Source organism: Microbacterium schleiferi (genome assembly GCF_020781975.1).
GTDB lineage: Bacteria > Actinomycetota > Actinomycetes > Actinomycetales > Microbacteriaceae > Microbacterium.
The window spans coordinates 225004-244492 of the sequence record NZ_JAJGNI010000001.1 but is presented as its reverse complement, the minus strand read 5'-3'; the positions used below and the strand labels follow the sequence as shown (position 1 = coordinate 244492).

Annotated in this window: 17 protein-coding genes; 3 read left to right on the top strand and 14 right to left on the bottom strand. The window is 67.8% G+C overall.

Annotated elements, in window-relative coordinates; translation table 11 throughout:
* Positions 1-6: 6 nt before the first annotated feature.
* A complete protein-coding gene (rsmA, locus tag LL236_RS01300) occupies positions 7-861 on the bottom strand; it encodes a 16S rRNA (adenine(1518)-N(6)/adenine(1519)-N(6))-dimethyltransferase RsmA (RefSeq protein ID WP_228176988.1) in 855 nt (284 codons plus the stop codon).
* A gap of 92 nt (positions 862-953) precedes the next feature.
* Here rsmA and LL236_RS01295 point away from each other — a divergent pair, with 92 nt between their 5' ends.
* Positions 954-2408, top strand: coding sequence for a sugar porter family MFS transporter (locus LL236_RS01295; RefSeq protein WP_228176987.1), 1455 nt, complete (start codon positions 954-956; stop codon positions 2406-2408).
* 3 nt (positions 2409-2411) lie between these two features.
* On the opposite strand, the gene hemL is transcribed toward LL236_RS01295, so the two are convergent.
* From hemL to hemE, 8 genes are all read right to left on the bottom strand, one after another.
* Entirely contained in the window at positions 2412-3725 is a 1314-nt protein-coding gene (gene hemL, locus LL236_RS01290) for a glutamate-1-semialdehyde 2,1-aminomutase (RefSeq protein ID WP_228176986.1), read from the bottom strand.
* Complete coding sequence (gene hemB, locus LL236_RS01285) at positions 3722-4723, bottom strand: porphobilinogen synthase (RefSeq protein WP_228176985.1); 1002 nt, start codon at positions 4721-4723, stop codon at positions 3722-3724. The genes hemL and hemB overlap by 4 nt, the downstream gene beginning before the upstream one ends.
* 62 nt (positions 4724-4785) lie before the next feature.
* A complete protein-coding gene (locus LL236_RS01280) occupies positions 4786-5559 on the bottom strand; it encodes a uroporphyrinogen-III synthase (RefSeq protein WP_228176984.1) in 774 nt (257 codons plus the stop codon).
* Positions 5552-6475, bottom strand: a complete 924-nt coding sequence (gene hemC, locus LL236_RS01275; RefSeq protein ID WP_228176983.1) for a hydroxymethylbilane synthase — start codon at positions 6473-6475, stop codon at positions 5552-5554. The genes LL236_RS01280 and hemC overlap by 8 nt, the downstream gene beginning before the upstream one ends.
* The gene (locus tag LL236_RS01270; protein WP_374197985.1) at positions 6472-7686 is read right to left on the bottom strand and encodes a ferrochelatase; all 1215 of its coding nucleotides are present in this window, start codon (positions 7684-7686) and stop codon (positions 6472-6474) included. Before LL236_RS01270 ends, hemC begins: the two co-directional genes overlap by 4 nt.
* Positions 7683-8378: a hydrogen peroxide-dependent heme synthase gene (gene hemQ, locus LL236_RS01265; RefSeq protein WP_228176982.1), complete on the bottom strand. Its 696-nt coding sequence runs from the start codon at positions 8376-8378 to the stop codon at positions 7683-7685. Before hemQ ends, LL236_RS01270 begins: the two co-directional genes overlap by 4 nt.
* 32 nt (positions 8379-8410) lie before the next feature.
* Positions 8411-9799: a protoporphyrinogen/coproporphyrinogen oxidase gene (locus LL236_RS01260; RefSeq protein ID WP_228176981.1), complete on the bottom strand. Its 1389-nt coding sequence runs from the start codon at positions 9797-9799 to the stop codon at positions 8411-8413.
* The gene (hemE, locus tag LL236_RS01255; protein WP_228176980.1) at positions 9789-10910 is read right to left on the bottom strand and encodes a uroporphyrinogen decarboxylase; all 1122 of its coding nucleotides are present in this window, start codon (positions 10908-10910) and stop codon (positions 9789-9791) included. The genes LL236_RS01260 and hemE overlap by 11 nt, the downstream gene beginning before the upstream one ends.
* A gap of 41 nt (positions 10911-10951) precedes the next feature.
* Here hemE and LL236_RS01250 point away from each other — a divergent pair, with 41 nt between their 5' ends.
* The gene (locus tag LL236_RS01250) at positions 10952-12211 is read left to right on the top strand and encodes a glutamyl-tRNA reductase (protein ID WP_228176979.1); all 1260 of its coding nucleotides are present in this window, start codon (positions 10952-10954) and stop codon (positions 12209-12211) included.
* Between the two features lie 6 nt (positions 12212-12217).
* Entirely contained in the window at positions 12218-13303 is a 1086-nt protein-coding gene (locus tag LL236_RS01245; RefSeq protein ID WP_228176978.1) for a LacI family DNA-binding transcriptional regulator, read from the top strand.
* Here the strand turns inward: LL236_RS01245 and LL236_RS01240 are convergent.
* Genes LL236_RS01240 through mmsA form a run of 5 tightly spaced genes read right to left on the bottom strand, consistent with a single transcriptional unit; the run spans position 13285 to position 19437 of the window.
* Positions 13285-14166 carry a TatD family hydrolase gene (locus tag LL236_RS01240; RefSeq protein WP_228176977.1) on the bottom strand — a complete coding sequence of 294 codons (882 nt, stop codon included), beginning with the start codon at positions 14164-14166 and terminating at the stop codon, positions 13285-13287. The two genes, LL236_RS01245 and LL236_RS01240, sit on opposite strands and share 19 nt — an antisense overlap.
* Entirely contained in the window at positions 14163-15740 is a 1578-nt protein-coding gene (gene metG, locus LL236_RS01235) for a methionine--tRNA ligase (protein WP_228176976.1), read from the bottom strand. Before metG ends, LL236_RS01240 begins: the two co-directional genes overlap by 4 nt.
* A 38-nt stretch (positions 15741-15778) precedes the next feature.
* Positions 15779-16588 (bottom strand): 16S rRNA (cytidine(1402)-2'-O)-methyltransferase, encoded by an 810-nt coding sequence (rsmI, locus tag LL236_RS01230; protein ID WP_228176975.1) that lies wholly within the window; start codon positions 16586-16588, stop codon positions 15779-15781.
* A 54-nt stretch (positions 16589-16642) separates the two neighbouring features.
* Positions 16643-17881 carry a multiple monosaccharide ABC transporter permease gene (gene mmsB, locus LL236_RS01225; RefSeq protein ID WP_228176974.1) on the bottom strand — a complete coding sequence of 413 codons (1239 nt, stop codon included), beginning with the start codon at positions 17879-17881 and terminating at the stop codon, positions 16643-16645.
* Positions 17882-17907: 26 nt separating this feature from the next.
* Complete coding sequence (mmsA, locus tag LL236_RS01220) at positions 17908-19437, bottom strand: multiple monosaccharide ABC transporter ATP-binding protein (RefSeq protein ID WP_228176973.1); 1530 nt, start codon at positions 19435-19437, stop codon at positions 17908-17910.
* Positions 19438-19489 lie beyond the last annotated feature (52 nt).

Genomic DNA, 19489 nt, shown 5'->3' with positions numbered 1-19489 from the left:
TCGAGGCTAGCGCGGGTCCGACGAGGTTGCTCTGGCGATGCGCAGGAACTGCTCGGCCGTCAGCTCCTCGCCGCGGGCAGTCGGCGCGATCCCGGCGCGTTCGAGCGCGACGGATGCCTCGAGCGCGCTTCCGCCGAGCACCGCGGCAAGCGCCTGACGGAGCATCTTGCGGCGCTGCTGGAACGCGGCGTCGATGATGCGGAAGGTCAGCATCCGCTCGTCTTCGGAGCCCAACGGTTCGGAGCGTTCGAAACCGACGAGCACGCTGTCGACATTCGGGACCGGCCAGAAGACCTGCCGCGAAACTGTCCCCGCAAGGCGCCACGATCCCCACCAGGCGGCCTTGGCGCTGGGCGCCCCGTACACCTTCGACCCGGGCGCAGCGGCAAGCCGCTCCCCCACCTCGGCCTGGACCATTACGACGCCTCGGGCGATCGAGCGGAACGTCTCGAGGAAGTGCAGGAGGACGGGAACCGACACGTTGTACGGCAGGTTGGCCACAAGCACTGCGGGGTCGCCGGGGAGGTCCCTCACCCGCAGGGCATCCTGATCGATGACCCGGAGCGCACCGTCTGGAACACCATGAGCGGATGCCGTGGCGGGCAGTCGCTCCGCGAGTCGGTGGTCGATCTCAACGGCGGTCACCTTGGCGCCGGCCTCGAGGATCGCGAGCGTCAGCGAGCCAAGCCCAGGTCCGACTTCGACGACATGCTCCCCGGCCTGGACGCCCGCGAGGTGCACGATTTTTCGCACCGTGTTCGCGTCCACGACGAAGTTCTGGCCGAGCTTCTTGGTCGGGGTGACGTCGAGGTCGGCGGCCAGCGCCCGCACTTCCGCGGCGCCCAGGAGGGTGACGGGCATGCGATCACTGTAGTTGGCTGCAGGCGGGGACTTCGTGAATCGGATGAGGCGAATCCGTCACACGGCGCCGCGGCGGGAGTACGGTGAGTCGCGTGACATCCTCATCTGACGCGCTCCCCACGGGGACGTTCCATCTCAACAGTCCCTATGGTCGCCGTGCCGTCGCCCTGTCCATCGCCGCTGCTGTCGGTGGATTCCTCTTCGGCTTCGACTCCTCGGTCGTCAACGGCGCGGTCGAGTCCATCCAGAGCGATTTCGCCCTCAACGATTTCGTCACCGGATTCATCGTCGCCATCGCGCTACTCGGTTGTGCACTCGGTGCGCTCATCGCCGGCAACCTCGCTGACCGGTGGGGGCGCCTGCGGGTGATGTTCCTCGGCGCGATCATGTTCTTCGTCAGTGCGATCGGAACAGGTCTCGCCTTCTCGGTGTGGGACCTCGGTCTCTGGCGTGTGGTCGGCGGTATCGGGATCGGTATCGCGTCAGTGGTCGCCCCCGCCTACATCGCGGAGGTGGCTCCCCGGCAGATCCGCGGATCGCTCGCGTCGCTGCAGCAGCTCGCGATCACGATCGGTATCTTCGCCGCGCTCCTCTCGGACGCCCTGCTGGAGGGCATCGCCGGCGGCGCGGACAACGTGTTGTGGTGGGGGCTGGAGGCGTGGCGGTGGATGTTCCTGGTCGGCGTCGTTCCGGCCGCCGTCTACGGCATCCTGTCGTTCACGGTTCCCGAATCTCCCCGCTTCCTGATCAGCCAGGGCCGCAGCGACGAGGCCCGCGCCGTCTTCGCACGCCTGGTTCCCGCGGTCGATCTCGACAAGACGATGAACGAGCTGACCCTCGCCATCGAGACCGACAAGAAGAACGCGGGGGTATCGATCCGCGGCAAGGCTCTCGGACTGCAGCCGATCGTCTGGATCGGCATCATCCTGTCGGTGTTCCAGCAGTTCGTGGGCATCAACGTGATCTTCTACTACTCGACGAGCCTGTGGAACTCGGTCGGCATGACCAACGCACCGCTGATCAGCGTGATCACGAGCGTCACGAACGTGCTCGTGACGCTGATCGCGATCTTCCTGGTCGACCGCGTCGGACGAAAGCCGATCCTGCTCACGGGTTCCGTGCTCATGGCACTGTCGCTCGGGACGATGGCGCTGGCCTTCTCGTTCGCTACCGGTACGGGTAAGGACGTCCACCTGGACGGCGCGTGGGGACCCATCGCTTTGGTCGCGGCGAACCTCTTCGTCATCGGATTCGGCGCCTCGTGGGGCCCGCTCGTGTGGGTGCTCCTCGGCGAGATCTTCCCGAGCCGTATCCGCGGCAAGGCGCTCGGTGTCGCTGCCGGCGCTCAGTGGATCGCGAACTTCCTGATCACCATGACCTTCCCCGTGATGTCGAGCTGGTCACTGCCGCTCACGTACGGCATGTACGCGACGTTCGCGGCACTGTCGTTCTTCTTCGTGCTGTGGCGCATCCCCGAGACCAAGGGCATGGAGCTCGAACAGACCGAGACGCTGTTCACCCAACCGAAGGCCAAGGCCTCGGCCTAGGCCTCAGGCGCGGGCTGCAGCGGCAGCCCGCGCCGCGGTGGGCAGAGCAGCGATGATGCGCTCGAGCGCCCCGTCGTCGTGCGAGGCAGTGAGGAACCACGCCTCGAACGCAGACGGCGGGAGCGATACTCCCGCATCGAGCATCGCGTGGAAGAACGCCCGATACCGGAAAGACTCCTGCCGCACGGCCGTCTCGTAGTCAGCGACGCCGGTGGCGACATCCTCGCCCCAGAACACGCTGAAGAGATTCCCCGCCCGCTGGATGCCGTGAGCGACGCCCTCGCGTGCCAGAGCGTCCCCCACCGCGGCCGAAAGCTCGTCGGCAGCACTGTCGAGCCGCGCATAGACGGCGGCATCCGCGAGTCGGAGCGTCGTGAGCCCCGCCGCCACAGCGACCGGATTCCCCGAGAGCGTGCCGGCTTGGTACACCGGGCCGAGGGGGGCGAGGAGCTCCATGACCTCGGCGCGCCCGGCGACCGCTGCGACGGGGAGGCCGCCGCCGATCACCTTGCCGAACGTGAACAAGTCGGGCGTGTAGGTCTCGCCCGCGGCATCCTGCAGCCCCCAGAAACCCGCGGGGCCGACACGGAAGCCCGTGAGCACCTCGTCGAGAATGAGCAGCGCTCCGTTGTCGTGGCAGGCCCGCGCGAGCAGGGCGTTAAAGCCCGGATGCGGAGAAACGACACCCATGTTGGCGGCTGCGGCTTCGGTGATCACGGCAGCGATACGCCCCGGATGCTGCGCAAATACCGCAGCGAGCGCATCCGGGTCGTTGTACGGAACGACGATCGTGTGGGCGGCAATCGCCTCGGGAACGCCGGCCGAGCCCGGCAGCGCAAGAGTGGCAAGGCCGGAGCCTGCCTGGGCGAGAAGCCCGTCGGAGTGCCCGTGGTAGTGACCCGAGAACTTCACCACGAGTTCGCGGCCGGTGAAGCCGCGCGCCAGTCGCACTGCCGTCATGGTCGCCTCGGTGCCGGTCGACACGAGGCGGACACGCTCGACCGCACCCACCCGGGCGGCGATCTGTTCGGCGAGTTCGGTCTCAGCCGGTGTGCTCGCACCGAATGAGAGGCCGCGGGCAGCGGCATCCTGAACGGCCGCAACGACCTCCGGATGCGCGTGACCGAGGATCGCCGGCCCCCAGCTGGCGACGAGGTCCACGTACTCGCGGCCGTCGGCATCCGTCACGTACGGCCCGCGGGCGGACACGAAGAACCGGGGTGTGCCGCCGACCGAGCCGAAGGCGCGCACCGGCGAATTGACGCCCCCGGGCATCGCTATCTGAGCCCGGGCGAAGAGTTCGTCGTTGTGGGTCATCGCGCACCTCCAGCGCCGTGCCCGTCGCGCAGCAGTTGCCCGACCTCCAGGGCCCAGTACGTCAGGATCGCGTCTGCTCCCGTCCGACGGATGCCGACGAGAGACTCGATGATCGCGCGGTCACGGTCGATGGCACCCGCCGCAGCTGCGAGCTCGACCATCGCGTACTCCCCCGACACCTGGTACGCCCACACGGGGATCGGCGAGTGCTCGGCTACGGCCGCGAGAACGTCGAGGTAGGGGCCCGCGGGTTTCACCATGACGATGTCGGCGCCCTCCTCGATGTCGCGGGACGCCTCCAGCAGCCCCTCCCGGCCGTTCGCCGGGTCGAGCTGATATGTCTTGCGGTCACCGACGAGCGTGGATTCCACGGCGTCGCGGAACGGGCCGTAGAACGCAGACGCGTACTTCGCCGAGTACGCCAGGAGCACGACATCCGTTCGCCCCGCCGCATCGAGCGCTTCGCGAACCGCGGCGACCTGACCGTCCATCATTCCCGACAGACCCAGGATCTCGGCTCCGGCGTCAGCCTGGGCGAGCGCCATTGCCGTGTACCGATCGAGCGTCGCGTCGTTGTCGACCCCACCCCGCGCATCGAGGACACCGCAGTGTCCGTGGTCGGTGAACTCGTCAAGGCAGAGATCCGCCTGCACAGTGAGCCGTCCAGCCGCCGCTGTCCGGGCGACGCGGGTAGCGCGGTTGAGGATGCCGTCCGGGTCGGTCGCGCCCGACCCTGTCGCGTCACGAACGAGCGGCACACCGAACAGCATGACGCCGCCGAGCCCGGCATCCGCCGCCGCGTCAACGACCTGCGGCAGCGTCTCGAGCGTTTCTTGCCGCACTCCCGGCATCGTCGCGATGGACTGCGGTTCGTCCCGCTCGGTCACGAACACGGGGAGCACGAGGGCGGATGCCGACAGCGTGTGCTCAGTGACGAGTCGGCGCATCGCGGGGCTCTGTCGCAGGCGCCGCGGGCGGTGGGTGGGATAGGTCGTCATGGACGGAACTCCGGGGTGCAGATCGGCGAGAGGAAGGACAACTCGGCTGGAAAGAGGACAACTCAGCTGGGGGAAGGACAACTCGGCGAGAGGGAGGACAGCTCGGCGAGGAGGGATTCGATGGATTGTTCGGGGGCGGTCAGCGTCACGGTGAGGGCCCGGCGTTCGGCATCCCGGGTCGTGCCGGGGCCGAGCGAGGCGAGGACCGTGTTCGGCGGAAGCACGCCGACCTGGTGACTGAGTTCGCGCACGACGCTCGTCGAGGTGAGCAGCACCGTGTCGATCCGCCCCGATCGCAGATCGTCGACGATCTCATCCGGAAGGTCGACCCCCACCGTCCGGTAAGCGATACAGACTTCCACGTCGTAGCCGCGGACTTCCAGCTCGTCGCTGACGACCGCCATCGCGAGGTCGGAGCGCAACACGAGGCACCGCCCGACGCCCGCAGGATCATGGGCCGAGCACCACTGCTGGGTGAGGGCCAACGCCGACGAGCGCCCGGCGGGAATGAAGTCGACCTCGAACCCGGCATCCACGACAGCGCGAGCGGTTGCACGCCCGACCGCGGCGACGCGCGTGGCAGCAGGAATCTCGATGCCCGCAGCGCGCAGGTGTTCGACCGCAGCGGCACTGGTGATGAACACCCAGTCGTAGGTGCCGGCGGCGAGGTCGGCGAAGAACCGGTCCCGGGCCTCGAGGTCGCGCGGGGGCTTGGTCTCGATCAGCGGCGCAATCACGGGCACGGCACCGCGGTCTGCAAGAAGGCGCGCGACGCGCTCACCCCATGCTCCACCGCGCGGCACGAGCACCGTGCGTCCGGCGAGTGCTTCAGTCATCGAGCTCATCGACCCCGCGATCTCGGAGCACCCGCACGACCCGTTCAGCAAGCGCCGCCCGGCCCGCCGGTTCGGCGACGACGGCGACTGGCGCGGCGTCCTCGACACGGATGCTGCGCGACCCGTCGCGGCGATAGACCGTCGCGGCGACCTCCACGCTCTCGCCGTTCTGGATCGCAGAGATACCGACAGGCGCAGCACAGCCGGCTTCTAGCTCTGCGAGCACCGCCCGCTCCACGAGCGCGGGGATCGCGGCGGCAGGATCGTTCAGGCCCCGCAGGGCGCGGCCCAGCTCGGTGGTCGTATCAGCCGTGCGGATCTCGATCGCCAGTGCCCCTTGACCTGCCGAGGTCGGCCACGCGTGCAGGTCGAACAGCTCCGAGATCTCGCCGTCCCGACCGATCCGGCAAAGGCCCGCTTCTGCCAGGACGATCGCGTCATACTCGCCGTCTGTGACCTTGCGCAGGCGCGTGTCGACATTGCCGCGGATGTCGGCGACAACGAGATCAGGCCGCCGCTCCAGCACCTGAGCGGCCCGGCGCGGGGAGCCGGTCCCCACGCGCGCGCCGGCGGGGAGCTCCGCAAGGGTCACGCCGCCGCGCGAACACAGTGCGTCACGCTGACCTTCGCGCTCGGGAATTGCGATCAGCGTCAGGCCCGGGTAAGCGGCGTTCGGCAGGTCCTTGAGGGAGTGAACGATCAGGTCGCACTCCCCCGCGAGCAGCGCTTCGCGCAGGGCCGTCGCGAACACACCCGTGCCGCCCAGCGACGCGAGCGAGCCGGTAGCGACATCACCGTGCGTCGTGAGGGGGACGAGCTCGACCTCGAGGCCTGACGATGCTGTCAGCATCCGTGCCACCGTCCCGGACTGCGTCATCGCCAGCGTGCTGGCCCGGGTCCCCAAGCGCACGGTCACGGCGTCAACCCCGCGAGCGCCGGGCGGAAGCCCAGCCTGGCGTTCTCGCAGCATCCGGGCCGGCACACGTCGAACCACGGACCGAGCGAGGTGACTCGCGGGCGCTGCGATGCCGGGGTCCCGTTCAGCCGCTCCTCGATGAGGTCAACGAGGCCCGCGACGTAGGTGGGCGATGTTCCCGGGGTCGCGGTGCGTACGGCGACAAGACCGAGCTCGGTGGCGGTCTCGATGGCTTCGGTGTCGAGGTCCCACATGACTTCCATGTGGTCGCTGACAAACCCGAGGGGAACGATCACCACTCCGCGCCGGCCCTGCGCGGGCAGCGCGGCGATCGCGTCATTGACGTCGGGCTCGAGCCACGGCACCGACGGCGGCCCTGAGCGGCTCTGGTAGACGAGTTGCCAGGGGCTCTCGGACCCGAGCGTTCGCATGATCTGCTCCGCGACGGCGGTGTGCTGAGCGGCATAGGCGCCGCCCGGCCCGAAGTCGTGGTCGCGCGGACCGGAGCGTTCGGCATCGGCGACGGGAATCGAGTGCGTCGAGAAGAGCACCTCAACCTCGTCCGGCTTCTCGATGCCGTGCTCTCGCAGCTTCTCCAGCCCCGACCGGATGCCATCGACGAAGGGAGTCACGAAGCCCGGGTGATCGAAGAACTGGGCGACCTTGTCGATCTGCAGCTGCTCCCCGACACCTGTCGCCTCGAGCGCATCGGCGAGGTCCTCCCGGTACTGCCGGCACGACGAATAGGAGCTGTAGGCGCTCGTTGCCAGCGCCAGGACGCGCCGGTGACCGTCGGCGTGCAGCTGCTGCACGGCGTCGGCGACGTACGGCATCCAGTTGCGATTTCCCCAGTACACCGGCAGGTCGATGCCGCGCGCGCGAAGCTCGGCATCGAGGGCGGCGACCAGGTCGCGGTTCTGCTGGTTGATGGGTGAGACCCCACCGAAGTGGCGGTAGTGGTGCGCGACCTCCTCGAGGCGCTCGTCGGGGATGCCGCGGCCGGCCGTGACGTTGCGTAGAAACGGGATGACGTCATCCTGCCCCTCGGGTCCACCGAACCCGAGCAGCAGCAGCGCGTCGTACGCGACGGGTTCTTCCACGTGTGCCGGGCCGGATTCCGCCGCGGGCGTCGCACCGCACACCGCAGCCCCCGGCGCGCAGTAGGCACCGGTCGCGTGCGGGGGCTTGGGCCGGAAGTTCTCGGCGGTCACGACAGGACGTCCTCGAGCTCGCCGACCTCGACGCGTCTCCCGGTGAAGAACGGGACTTCCTCACGCACATGACGGCGGGCATCCGTCGCGCGAAGATCGCGCATCATGTCGACAAGGCTCAGCAGGTTGTCGCTTTCCAACGGCAAGAGCCACTCGTAGTCGCTGAGCGCGAAAGTCGAGACCGTGTTGGCCACGACATCACGGAAAGCGCTGCCTTTGCGGCCGTGCTCGGCGAGCATCGCTGAGCGCTCCTGCTCGGGCAGCAGGTACCACTCGTAGCTGCGCACGAACGGGTAGAGGCAGAGCCATTCGCGGGGTGCCTCCCCGCGCAGGTATCCGGGAACATGTCGCTTGTTGAACTCGGCCTCGCGGTGAACGCCCATGGCACTCCACGTGATGCTCGCCTCACGCAGCGCCGAGGTGCGACGAAGCCGGCGCAGTGCAGCCTGGAGTGCAGCCGGGTCCTCGCCGTGCAGCCACACCATGAGGTCGGCATCCGCGCGCATGCCGGTGACGTCGTAGAGCCCGCGCAGGGTCACGCCGGCGGCGGGAAGCTCTGCGACCTCGCGCTCCAGGTCACCGAACTCCGGCGCCGCCACGCGCGGTACCGCGAGCACGGTGAAGAGGGTGTAGCCAGCGGGCAGGGACTCGTCGCCGGGCGTCGAAGCGTCGGGGGTAGCGGGATCGGTCACGATTCCTCCAGGTAGGGACGGCGGTGCGGGGTTTACGAAGCTGACGCGAGCGGGGGCGCTGCGAGCGCGCGAACGAGGGATGCTGCGACCTCGCGCGCGTGCGGGATGACCGACGCGAGCCCGGTACCGGCGACAGTGGCGCCGGCGAGGTAGATGCGGGAATCGGCGGCGACAGCAGACACAGACGATGACGACGACGACGCGTGCCACCGCCGTATGTGCAACTCACGAACGTCCACCGGCGCAACGGTGACGCCGGTGACTGCCGTGATCGCAGCTGCGACGGATTCCTCGTCGAACGCATCAGCGGCACCGTCACGCGCCGACAACCGAACGATGTGGTGATGGGGCCCGAGGCGCTCGCTGAGCGCGTCATCCACCCACGCCCATTTCGCGTTAGCGTGGGTGAGCGCCTTCGCGTCGATGGGTGCAGCGTCGGCGATGAGCGCGCCAGTGCCGACCGGATGAGCATCGAGGCCCGGCGCGTGCACGAGCGCTATCGCGAGTTCGACCGGCGTACCGTCACCGTCTGCTGCCGATCCCAGCAGACGCAGCGCCTCCTCGCGGCCGGTCGCGACGACGACGGTTCGGGCGCGGATCGGCGTACTGCCGGCATCCACGATGACCGCATCATCGCTCGCGCCTGCAGCGCCGGCCCCCTGGATGCTGCGAACGGGCGCATCCATCAGGATCGTTGCGCCTGCCGCCCGCGCACGGGAAGCGAGCTCGCGCGGAAGCCGCCACATGCCTCCGACGATGCCTGCCACCGCGCTTCCTGGGCGGGGTCCGGCGGCAAGCTCGGCGACAGCGCCAGTGAGCGAGCCGGTCTGCGAGAAGCGGCGCCAGAGCTGTGGATGAACGACCGACAGCTTCAGGTCACGGGAGGGGCGCGAGTAGACGCCACGGCACACGGTATCGACGAGAGTGTCGGCCAGATCAGGGCCGAGTCGAGATGCGACGAGCTCGAACAGCGACGGTTCCTCGGCCGGGACCGGGAGCAGCTTCTCGCTACGTCCCGGAACGAGAGGTGCGATGTCGTCGGCGTCGGGATCGGCGGGAATCCCCAGCACGCTGCGGCGCGGCAGAGGCGCGCGGGTGACCCCGGCGTCGCCTGCTGCAACGAGCCACGCTCCGGCGGGGTTCGGCGTCGTGACGGCAACGGGAAGGTGCCACTGGCCAATGAGGTCGGTCACCGCGTCGGTACGCGTTGCGAACGACTCGGCACCGGCATCCACGGTCAGGCCACCGACGCCGATCGGCGCGAGCATGCCGCCGACCTGGCCCGAGGCCTCGACGAGCACCGTTCGAAGGCCCGCGGCGGCGGTTTCGGTGGCGATCACGAGGCCCGCCATTCCGGCCCCGATCACGCAGACATCCGCGGTCACCGTGTCATCAGCGCGCATCGTGTCATCAGCGCGCATCGTGCACCATCGTGACGAGATCAGTGAGTACGTCTGGATCCGTCTCGGGTGGCACGCCGTGCCCGAGGTTGAAGACGTGAGCGCGGGCGACCTTACCTGCGGCGATGATCCGGGAGACCTCCGCGGCGCGGACCTCGGCGGGAGCGAACAGCATGGCGGGATCCAGGTTCCCCTGCACTGTCACCTCTCGCCCTACCCGCTCCAGGGCCTCGTCGAGATCGATCCGGTGGTCGATTCCGACGACGTCGAGATCGAGGCTCGCGATGTCGGCGAGAAGGTCGCCGGTGCCGACACCGAAGTGCGAGAGCGGGACCCGCAGCATCCCGGAGTCCGCGGGCGGTTCGATCTGCCGCACGTGAGCGAGTGCTCGAGCGGATGCCGGGAGCGCTGCCTGCCGGTACAGGCGCGGGGAGAGAGAACCAGCCCAGGAATCGAACAACTGCGCAGCGCTGGCGCCGGCCTCGATCTGGAGGGCGAGGAAGCGTCCGCTGATGTCGGCGAGCCACTGTGTGAGCGCGTCCCACCCGGGCGGGTCCTCGTGGATCAGGCGGCGCGCGGCGAGATGGTCCTTCGAGGGCCCGCCCTCGACGAGGTAGGCAGCGAGGGTGAACGGGGCGCCCGCGAAGCCGATGAGCGGGAGCGGCGTGCCGCGAGTAACGGACTCGGCGGCGAGCATCTCGGTCGTGCGGCGCACAGCCTCGATGATCGGCCCGCCCCGCTCGGTGACGGTCTGCGGGTCGATCGCGGTGACCCGCGCAATGTCGGCACCGGCGCGAACCGGTTGGGAGAAGACCGGACCCCGGCCCGCGACGATGCGCACGTCGATCCCCGCCAGCATCAGGGGCACGACGATGTCGCTGAAGAAGATCGCGGCATCCACGCCGTGACGGCGCACGGGCTGCAGCGTGATCTCACTCACGAGCGCGGGGTCGAGGCAGGCGTCGAGCATCGAGCTGCCCTCACGCAGCGCACGGTACTCGGGAAGGGAACGCCCCGCCTGCCGCATGAACCACACGGGGGTGATAGCTGGTCGGTGTCCGACGAAGGCGCGGATGAGGTGCGAGTCCTTCGTCGCGTGCGCAACGAACGGATGCTGATCGGAGAGCTGCATAGTTAATCGATATACTAACCAGTCGACGCGAGGAGGAAGCGATGCTGGTCTGCCTATCGGCCAACCATCGGGCTACCCCGTTCGCCTCTCTTGAGCGCCTGGCCGAGGTGGGTGGCGAGGTCCGCCGCGACATCCCCCTCGCCCACGAGTCGATCGGCGGAGCCGTCGTGCTTGCCACCTGCAATCGGTTCGAGGCCTACCTCGATATCGACCCCGACGAGGGCCACTCTGCTGAGTCCGCCGTCACTGCCGCGCTCGGCGAGCTGGCCGATGCCTCGGGTATCGACTACCGAGAGCTGCGCGAAACGCTCGATGTCACCGTCGGCAATCGTGTCGCGCATCATCTGTTCGCCGTGGCGTCGGGCCTGGACTCGGTCGTGGTCGGCGAGGACGAGATCGCGGGTCAGGTCACGCGCGCCTACGAAGACGCCCGCGGCGAGGGGATGACGACCCGCGCCCTCGAGCACCTCTTCGAGCGCGCGAAAGAAACATCGCGGACCGTCAAGAACTCGGCGCGCGTGGGGGAATCCGGTCGTTCTCTGGTTCGACTTGCCCTGGAGCTCGCCTCCTCACGGATCGCCGACTGGTCAAGCGCCCGCGTGCTCCTGATCGGGACCGGTCAGTATGCCGCGGCAGCATTGGCGGCACTACGCGTGCGCGGCGCGCGCGGCATCCGTGTTCATTCGGCCTCCGGTCGCGGCCCCGCGTTCGCCCAACGACACGGACTGATCCCGGTCGACCCGGAATCGTTTCCCGCCGAGATCGCGTCGGCCGATGTCATCGTGACCTGCACGACCCGGGTCGTGCTCGGCGGCGACGAGCTGGATGCCGGTCGCGCCGCGGTGACAGCCGCAGCCGAGCGGCTCCTGGTGATCGACCTCGGCATGCCCCGGAACGTCGCCGCCGACGTGCAGGCGCGTCACGGCGTCGAGGTACTCGACCTCGAGACGATTCGCTTGCACGCACCGCTTGACGAGTTCGCCTCGCTTGCCGATGCGAAAGCGATCGTCGCCGACGCAGCGCTCCGCCACGCCGGGGCAGGTCGGGTCCACGATGTCGCGCCGGCGGTTCGAGCGGCGCGAGGGTGGGTTCAACAGCTCCTGGATGCTGAGATCGCGCGCCTCCCCGAGAACCCCTCGGAGAGTTCGCTGAAGACCGAACGGGCGCTCCGGCATTTTGCCGGCGTGATCATGCATCACGTCGTTGCGCGCGGCCATACACTGGCCTCCTCCGGGGAGGGCGAACGCTGGTCAGCAGCGGTCGAGACAGTTTTCTCGGAGGCGCCGAATCCCGGCACGTGAGTGAGCATGACCCAGCAGCCCGACCAGACACCGATCCCGTTGCCGCGCGCGCGGGTCACGGTGAAGGATGTCGCGGCGAGAGCTGGCGTGTCCACCGCCGCGGTCAGTCAGGCACTCAATGGCCGGGGCGCGCTCAGCGCCGACACCAGACAGCGGATACTCGATGCCGCGACCGAGCTCGGATACTCCCCCGATCGCTACGCCGCAGCGCTCCGGCGCGGGCGAACGCTCTCGATCGGGTACGTCGCGTCACCGCCGCTTGACCCGGTTCGCGAGGCCACTCAGGCGCAGTACGCCATGCGACAGCTCAGTGCCCTCGTTGACGCCGCAGCCGCGCACCACTTCACGGTCACGGTCATCCCATCCTCGAAGCCCGACCTGCTACGCAGCGCCCGGGTTGACGCTGTGTACGCGCCCGACGCCCGCGAGAGCGACCCGCTGCTGGCGATCGCTGCAGCGCAGAGCATTCCCGTCATCACCAATGACCTTCCCCTTCCGCCGGACGCAGGGATGTGGATCCGCACCGGATACGAGGATGCCGCGACCGCGGCCCTTGACCTGCTCGCTGCCAGTGGCGCCACGAACATCGGGCTTCTCACCGGCGAACCGGGGCTTCCCCGTCTCGAGATCGGCGAAAGCGTCTACCAGCAGTGGTGTGCCAGCCGCGGCCAGGCCCCGATCGTCGCCCGGGTGGATGCCGCGAGCCTGGAGCTTGCGGGGAGCATCCGTGAACTCCTGCTGCACGGTGTCGACGGGCTGTTCTCGTTCGCGCAGGAGGGGCCACGCCTGTTCCTCGACCTCACCGCGCTCGATGTCGTCTTGCCGCGGGATCTGCAGCTTGTCGCGCTCTGTCTTCACGACTGCGCACTCAACCGCCGCCTGAGCGTGACGCACGTGTGCGTCCACCCTGAGCTCGCTCCCGCGCTGCTCTTTCCCGAACTCGTGAACGCGCTGGAGACGGCGAGCACCCCGAGCTCGCCGGTCGTGCTGCCGTGGGAGTTGGAAGGTGGATCAACGACCCGCGCGACCCCGAGCCGCATCCGCCGGGACGACGGGGTCCCGCGCGCTTCCGTTCAGGCGAACGTACCGTAAACCTCGAGCGTGTTCGCGGCCACCTGAGCGGCGAGCTCGTCGACGGAAGCGCCCAGCTCTGCTGCCATAAAGCGCAGGGTGATCGGCACGAGATACGGCGCGTTGGGGCGCCCCCGGTGGGGTACCGGAGTGAGAAAGGGCGCGTCGGTTTCGACCAGGATGCGCTCCACCGGGGTCACGGCGAGCGCATCGCGCAGATTCTGCGCGTTCTTGAACGTGATGTTGCCCGCGAAAGAGAGGTAGTAGCCGCGGTCGGCGGCGATCCGCGCCATCTCGGCATCCCCCGAGAAGCAGTGGAAGACGGTCTTCTCGGGCGCGCCAACGCTCTCGAGCAGGCGCAGAACCTCGTCGTGCGCGTCCCGGTCGTGGATCTGCATTGCGATGCCGTGCTTTTTGGCCAGAGCGATGTGCGCCTCGAAAGACCGGTACTGAGCCGGCTGACCCTCGGCATCCGTGCGGAAGAAGTCAAGCCCCGTCTCGCCGATCGCCCGCACCCGAGGGTGGGCGGCAAGCTCATCGATCGCCGCGATCGCCTCATCGAGGCCTCCCGCCGCCTCGTAGGTCGGTGCCTCGTTCGGGTGGATCGCCACCGCTGCGAGAACCTGCGGATGGTGCTCAGCGGCCCACACCGCCCACCGCGACGACTCCACGTCACCGGATGCCTGCACCACACCCGCGATCCCCGCCGAGGCCGCGCGGGCGAGTTGCTCCGACAGGCTCAGCGGGTCGTCGCCGTCCACGATCTCGAGATGGCAGTGGTTGTCGTACGCCGGCACCGGGAGCGGCTCAGGCAGCGGGGGGTAGGTGAGGTCACGCCGGCCCGATGCCGACCTCTCCCGCACGTAGGCGCTCGGGTCGCTCACGCGGGCTGCTCGACCCGGGGGAACAGCGGCGCCAAGCCATTGACCGAGGTGCCCGGCTTCAGCTGACCCCAGCTCCCCGCCTCGCGAAGGGGCTGATCCTGCAGCCGGCCGATGGTCTCAGCAGCGCCGAGGGCGATCCAGAGCTTCTCGGTCGAGATAGGCATCACCGGCGAGAGCAACTGAGCAAGCGCGCGCAGACCCTCGGCGGCGGTGTACAGCACGGTCTCGAGTCGGGCGCGCTTCGCGTCATCCTTGGCGAGAGTCCACGGCTCGTTCTCGGTGATGTAGCCGTTGAGTTCGTCGACGATCGTCCAGATCGCGGCGATCGCCTCGTCGATCCGGAAGCGCTCGATCGCGGCATCCGCGTTCGCCGCAGCCTCCGCGACAACCCGCTGGATCGCGAGGTCGGCGTCGGTGTACTGCGCGGGCGGCGGCACGATTCCCTCGAAGTACCGCCCGATCATCGCCACCGTGCGCGAGGCGAGGTTCCCGAATCCGTTCGCGAGCTCTGCCTGGTATCGGGCAGACAGGTCCTCCCAGGAGAACGACCCGTCCTGACCGAACGCGATGGCCGAGAGGAAGTAGAAGCGGTAAGCGTCGGAGCCGAAGACGTCGGTGATCTCGGTCGGCGCGATACCCGTGAGCTTGGACTTCGACATCTTCTCGCCGCCCACGAGCAGCCAGCCGTGCGCGAAAACACCGCGGGGCACCTCGACGCCGGCAGCCATGAGCATCGCGGGCCAGATGACGGCGTGGAAGCGCAGGATGTCCTTCCCGACCACGTGATAGGCCGGCCAGCGCCGTGCGAACTGCTCGGGGTCGGACCCGTAGCCGACAGCCGTGGCGTAGTTCAGGAGCGCGTCGACCCACACATAGATGACGTGCGAGGGATCCCAGGGCACCTTGATGCCCCAGTCGAAGGTCGATCGCGAGATCGACAGGTCCTTTAGACCGCTGCGGACGAAGGATGCCACCTCGTTGCGCGCAGACTCGGGCCGCACGAAGTCGGGCACACTCTTGTAAAGGTCGAGCAGGCGGTCTTGGAACTCGCTGAGCTTGAAGAAATAGTTCTTCTCCTGCAGCAGCTCCAGCGGCTTCGAATGGATCGCACAGACCTTGAGGCCCTCGAACGCCCCCGTGCCGTCCATGATCTCGGCCTCGGTCTTGAACTCCTCGCACCCGACGCAGTACAGCGCCTCGAACTCGCCCGCGTAGATGTAGCCGTTGTCATAGATCGCCTGGACGAACTGCGTCACGCGCTCTTCGTGGCGAGCCTGCGTCGTGCGGATGAAGTCGTCGTTGGCGACATCCAGGGTGCGAAGCAGCGGGAACCAGGATTCACCGACGAGGCGATCGACCCACTCCTGCGGCGTCGCGCCGTTCGCGGCGGCAGCCCGCAGCATCTTCTGGCCGTGCTCGTCGGTTCCGGTCAGCATCCAGGTGTCGTCGCCGGACTGCCGGTGCCAACGCGCGAGCGTGTCGACGGCGACCGTCGTGTACCCGTGGCCGATGTGCGGAACATCGCTCGGGTAGTAGATCGGCGTCGTGATGTAGAAGGAACTGCCGGAACTCACCCGAGAAGTCTAGTTCGGGCCGGCGCCGCCCCGCGGGTCTATGACAGCGACGCGTTGTACAGCTCGCGCGACGAGTGACCGGATGCTGCGGCGACCTCGGCGCAGGCATCCTTCAGGCGCTTTCCCTGCGCGAGCAGATCCGAAACGTAGGCAACTGCGTCCTCGAACGACATGGCGGGGCCGGCGGCGCCACCGACGACGATGACGATCTCACCCCTGACGCCGTCGTCTGCCCAGGCGGCGAGATCCGAGAGCGGGCCGCGGCGTACCTCTTCGTGGAGCTTCGTGAGTTCGCGGCACACGACGGCTGGGCGGTCGGCGCCGAAGGCCGCAGCCATGTCGGCGAGGGTGGTCGCGAGCCGCGACGGGGACTCGAAGAACACCATCGTGCGCCGCTCGGCACCGAGAGCCGACAGTGCGCTGCGCCGCTCCCCCGCCTTCCGCGGCACGAAGCCCTCGAACGTGAATCGGTCGGTCGGGAGACCCGAGACGGCCAGAGCTGCGAGGACGGCGCTCGGGCCCGGGAGGACACTCACCGCGACCCCGGCGCCGGCTGCCGTAGCTACCACCCCGAATCCCGGGTCGCTGATGGTCGGCATCCCGGCATCCGACAGCAGGAGCACGTCGGTCTCTCGCGCGAGCTCGACGAGCTCGGCAGCGCGGGCTTTCTCGTTGTGATCGTGCAGGGCGATCAGGCGGGGCCGGTTCTGGATGCCGAGCGCGGCGAGGAGCCGCTGCGTCGTCCGGGTGTCTTCAGAGGCGACCACCTGCGCATTTTCCAACGCGTCGATGAGGCGCTGGGACGCGTCGCCGAGGTTGCCGATGGGCGTGGCGGCGAGGATGATCACGGCCCCAGCCTAGGCCGGAGGCCTCAGGCTGGGGCCGCGCCCACTCCAACTGACTCAGCTGTTTCCGGAGCGCCGCTTGTTGTAGACGTCGAAGGCTACGGCAAGGAGCAGCACGAGACCCTTCACCGCCTGCTGCCACTCGATCCCGATGCCCATGATCGACATGCCGTTGTTGAGCACACCGATGATGAGACCACCGATGATGGCGCCGCCGATCGTTCCCACACCGCCCTGGACCGCCGCACCACCGATGAACGCGGCCGAAATCGCCTCGAGTTCGAATCCGTCACCGGCCTTGGGCCCTGCGAGGTTCAGACGCGCGGTGAAGATGAGTCCCGCGAGCGCTGCGAGGAAGCCCATGTTGACGAACAGTAGGAAGTCGACGCGGCGGGTCTTGATGCCCGACAGCTCAGCGGCGTGGCGGTTGCCGCCGATCGCATAGACATGGCGCCCGAAGACCGACCGGTTCATGACAGTTCCATAGAAGAGCACGAGCACGGCAAGGATGATGAGGGTCACCGGGATGCCCTTGTACGAGGCCAGCGAGAACATGAAGAACACGATCGCGGCCGACACCAACAGCAGCTTGACGATGAACCAGACGATCGGGTCGACCTCCTGGCCGTACTTGACCCGCGCAGCGCGCGAGCGCACCTGGTTCAGCACGAGCAGCACGATCGCCGCAGCGCCGACCAGCAGCGTGAAGATGTCGGGAGTGCCCTCACCGAAGACGCCGGTGAGGAACCCGTTGCCGAGCGCGCGGTACTCCTCGGGGAACGATCCGATGTTCGCGTTGCCAAGGACGACGAGCGCGAGTCCGCGGAAGATGAGCATTCCCGCGAGGGTCACGATGAAAGCCGGGATGCCGACGAACGCTACCCAGAATCCCTGCCAGGCCCCCACGACGGCACCGATCAGGAGCGACAGCACAATCGCGAGCCACCACGGCAGTCCCCACTGGACCGCGAAGACACCCGAGAGGGCACCGATGAAGGCCGCCACCGATCCGACCGACAGGTCGATGTGGCCGGCGATGATCACCATCACCATGCCGATCGCGAGAACGAGGATGTATCCGTTCTGGACGATCAGGTTCGAGATGTTCTGCGGGCGCAGCAGGATGCCGTCGGTCGTGATCGTGAAGAACACGACGACCGCGATGAGGGCGATGAAGATCCCGTTCTTGCCGAGGTCAGCCAGGATGTTGCTGAACCACCGGGTGAACCTGTTGTCGGGCGGATCGATGAGCGCACCCGCAGCGGTGGATTCGTTCGTGTGATTGTCGTTGGACATGGTCGTGTGATCTCCTGCGCGGCCCGTCAGCGGGCCTTTTCCATGGTCATGAGCTTGAGGACCGACTCGGGTGTCGCTTCCTCGACGGGCAGTTCGCCGGTGATGCGGCCCTCCGAGATCGCGTAGACGCGGTCGGAGATGCCGAGGAGTTCCGGCAGTTCGGACGAGATGACGATGATGCCTTTGCCTGCGGCGGCGAGCTTGTTGATGATCGTGTAGATCTCGTACTTCGCTCCAACGTCGATGCCGCGGGTGGGCTCGTCGAGAATCAGCACGTCGGGGTCGGAGTAGATCCACTTCGACAGCACGACCTTCTGCTGGTTGCCGCCCGAGAGCTTCCCGGTCTTCACGAGCACGTTCGGGGCTTTGATGTTCAGGTCTCGGCGGTACTCATTGGCTACCGCATACTCCTGGTTGTCGTTGACCAGCCCCAGGCGCTCGAGCTTGGTCAGCGACGCCATCGAGATGTTTCGCTTGATGTCTTCGATGAGGTTCAGACCGTAGGTCTTCCGGTCCTCCGTCGCGTAGGCCAGCCCGTTCTCGATGGCTTCGGCAACCGTGCGGGTCTTGATCTCGCGACCGCGCATGAACACTTTGCCGGTGATCTTGCTTCCGTAGCTGTGCCCGAACAGGCTCATGGCGAACTCCGTGCGCCCGGCCCCCATGAGGCCAGCGATCCCGACGATCTCGCCGGCGCGGACGTTCAGCGAGACGTCGTCGACGACGACCCGCGACGGATCCTGCGGGTGGTGAGCTGTCCAGTTCTCGACGCGGAGCAGTTCTTCGCCGATCTGCGGGTCGTGGTCGGGGTACCGGTGCTCGAGGTCCCGGCCGACCATGTCCTTGATGATGCGATCCTCGGTGACATCGTCTCTCGAAATCGTCTCGATGGTCTTTCCATCACGGATGACGGTCACGGTGTCTGAGATCTTTTTGATCTCGTTGAGCTTGTGACTGATGATGATCGAGGTGATCCCCTGCTCCTTGAGCTGGAGGATCAGGCCGAGTAGGTGATCGGAGTCCTCGTCGTTGAGAGCCGCTGTCGGCTCATCGAGGATGAGCAGTTTCACCTCTTTCGAGAGCGCCTTGGCGATCTCGACCAGTTGCTGCTTGCCCACACCGATGCGCTTGATCGGTGTCATCGGGTTATCGCGCAGTCCCACCCGCTCGAGCAATTGCGCAGCCGCGTGATTCGTCTTGTTCCAGTCGATGAGACCGAGCGCGCCCCGCTGCTCGTTGTTGAGGAAGATGTTTTCGGCGATCGAGAGGTGTGGGCTCAGGGCCAGCTCCTGATGGATGATGACGATGCCCTTGGCCTCGCTGTCGCTGAGGCTTCGGAACGCGACCTCTTCACCCTCGAAGACGATGGTGCCGTCGTACGAGCCGTGCGGATACACGCCTGACAGCACCTTCATGAGCGTCGACTTGCCGGCGCCGTTCTCTCCGCAGATCGCGTGGATCTCACCGCGCTCGACCTCGAGGGTGACGCCCGACAGAGCCTTCACACCCGGGAAGGTCTTGGTGATGCTGCGCATCTCGAGGATGTTGTCCGCCATCGTGACTCCTTGTCAGCATTCGACCTCGTGTCGGGCGGCGCAACGCACCGCC

Excerpts from the sequence above, each read along its gene's own strand:
- rsmA (WP_228176988.1), bottom strand. The coding sequence starts at position 861 with ATGCCCGTCACCCTCCTGGGCGCCGCGGAAGTGCGGGCGCTGGCCGCC.
- hemL (WP_228176986.1), bottom strand. The coding sequence starts at position 3,725 with ATGACCCACAACGACGAACTCTTCGCCCGGGCTCAGATAGCGATGCCC.
- hemB (WP_228176985.1), bottom strand. The coding sequence starts at position 4,723 with ATGACGACCTATCCCACCCACCGCCCGCGGCGCCTGCGACAGAGCCCC.
- LL236_RS01280 (WP_228176984.1), bottom strand. The coding sequence starts at position 5,559 with ATGACTGAAGCACTCGCCGGACGCACGGTGCTCGTGCCGCGCGGTGGA.
- LL236_RS01260 (WP_228176981.1), bottom strand. The coding sequence starts at position 9,799 with ATGCGCGCTGATGACACGATGCGCGCTGATGACACGGTGACCGCGGAT.
- hemE (WP_228176980.1), bottom strand. The coding sequence starts at position 10,910 with ATGCAGCTCTCCGATCAGCATCCGTTCGTTGCGCACGCGACGAAGGAC.
- LL236_RS01250 (WP_228176979.1), top strand. The coding sequence starts at position 10,952 with ATGCTGGTCTGCCTATCGGCCAACCATCGGGCTACCCCGTTCGCCTCT.
- LL236_RS01245 (WP_228176978.1), top strand. The coding sequence starts at position 12,218 with ATGACCCAGCAGCCCGACCAGACACCGATCCCGTTGCCGCGCGCGCGG.
- mmsB (WP_228176974.1), bottom strand. The coding sequence starts at position 17,881 with ATGTCCAACGACAATCACACGAACGAATCCACCGCTGCGGGTGCGCTC.
- mmsA (WP_228176973.1), bottom strand. The coding sequence starts at position 19,437 with ATGGCGGACAACATCCTCGAGATGCGCAGCATCACCAAGACCTTCCCG.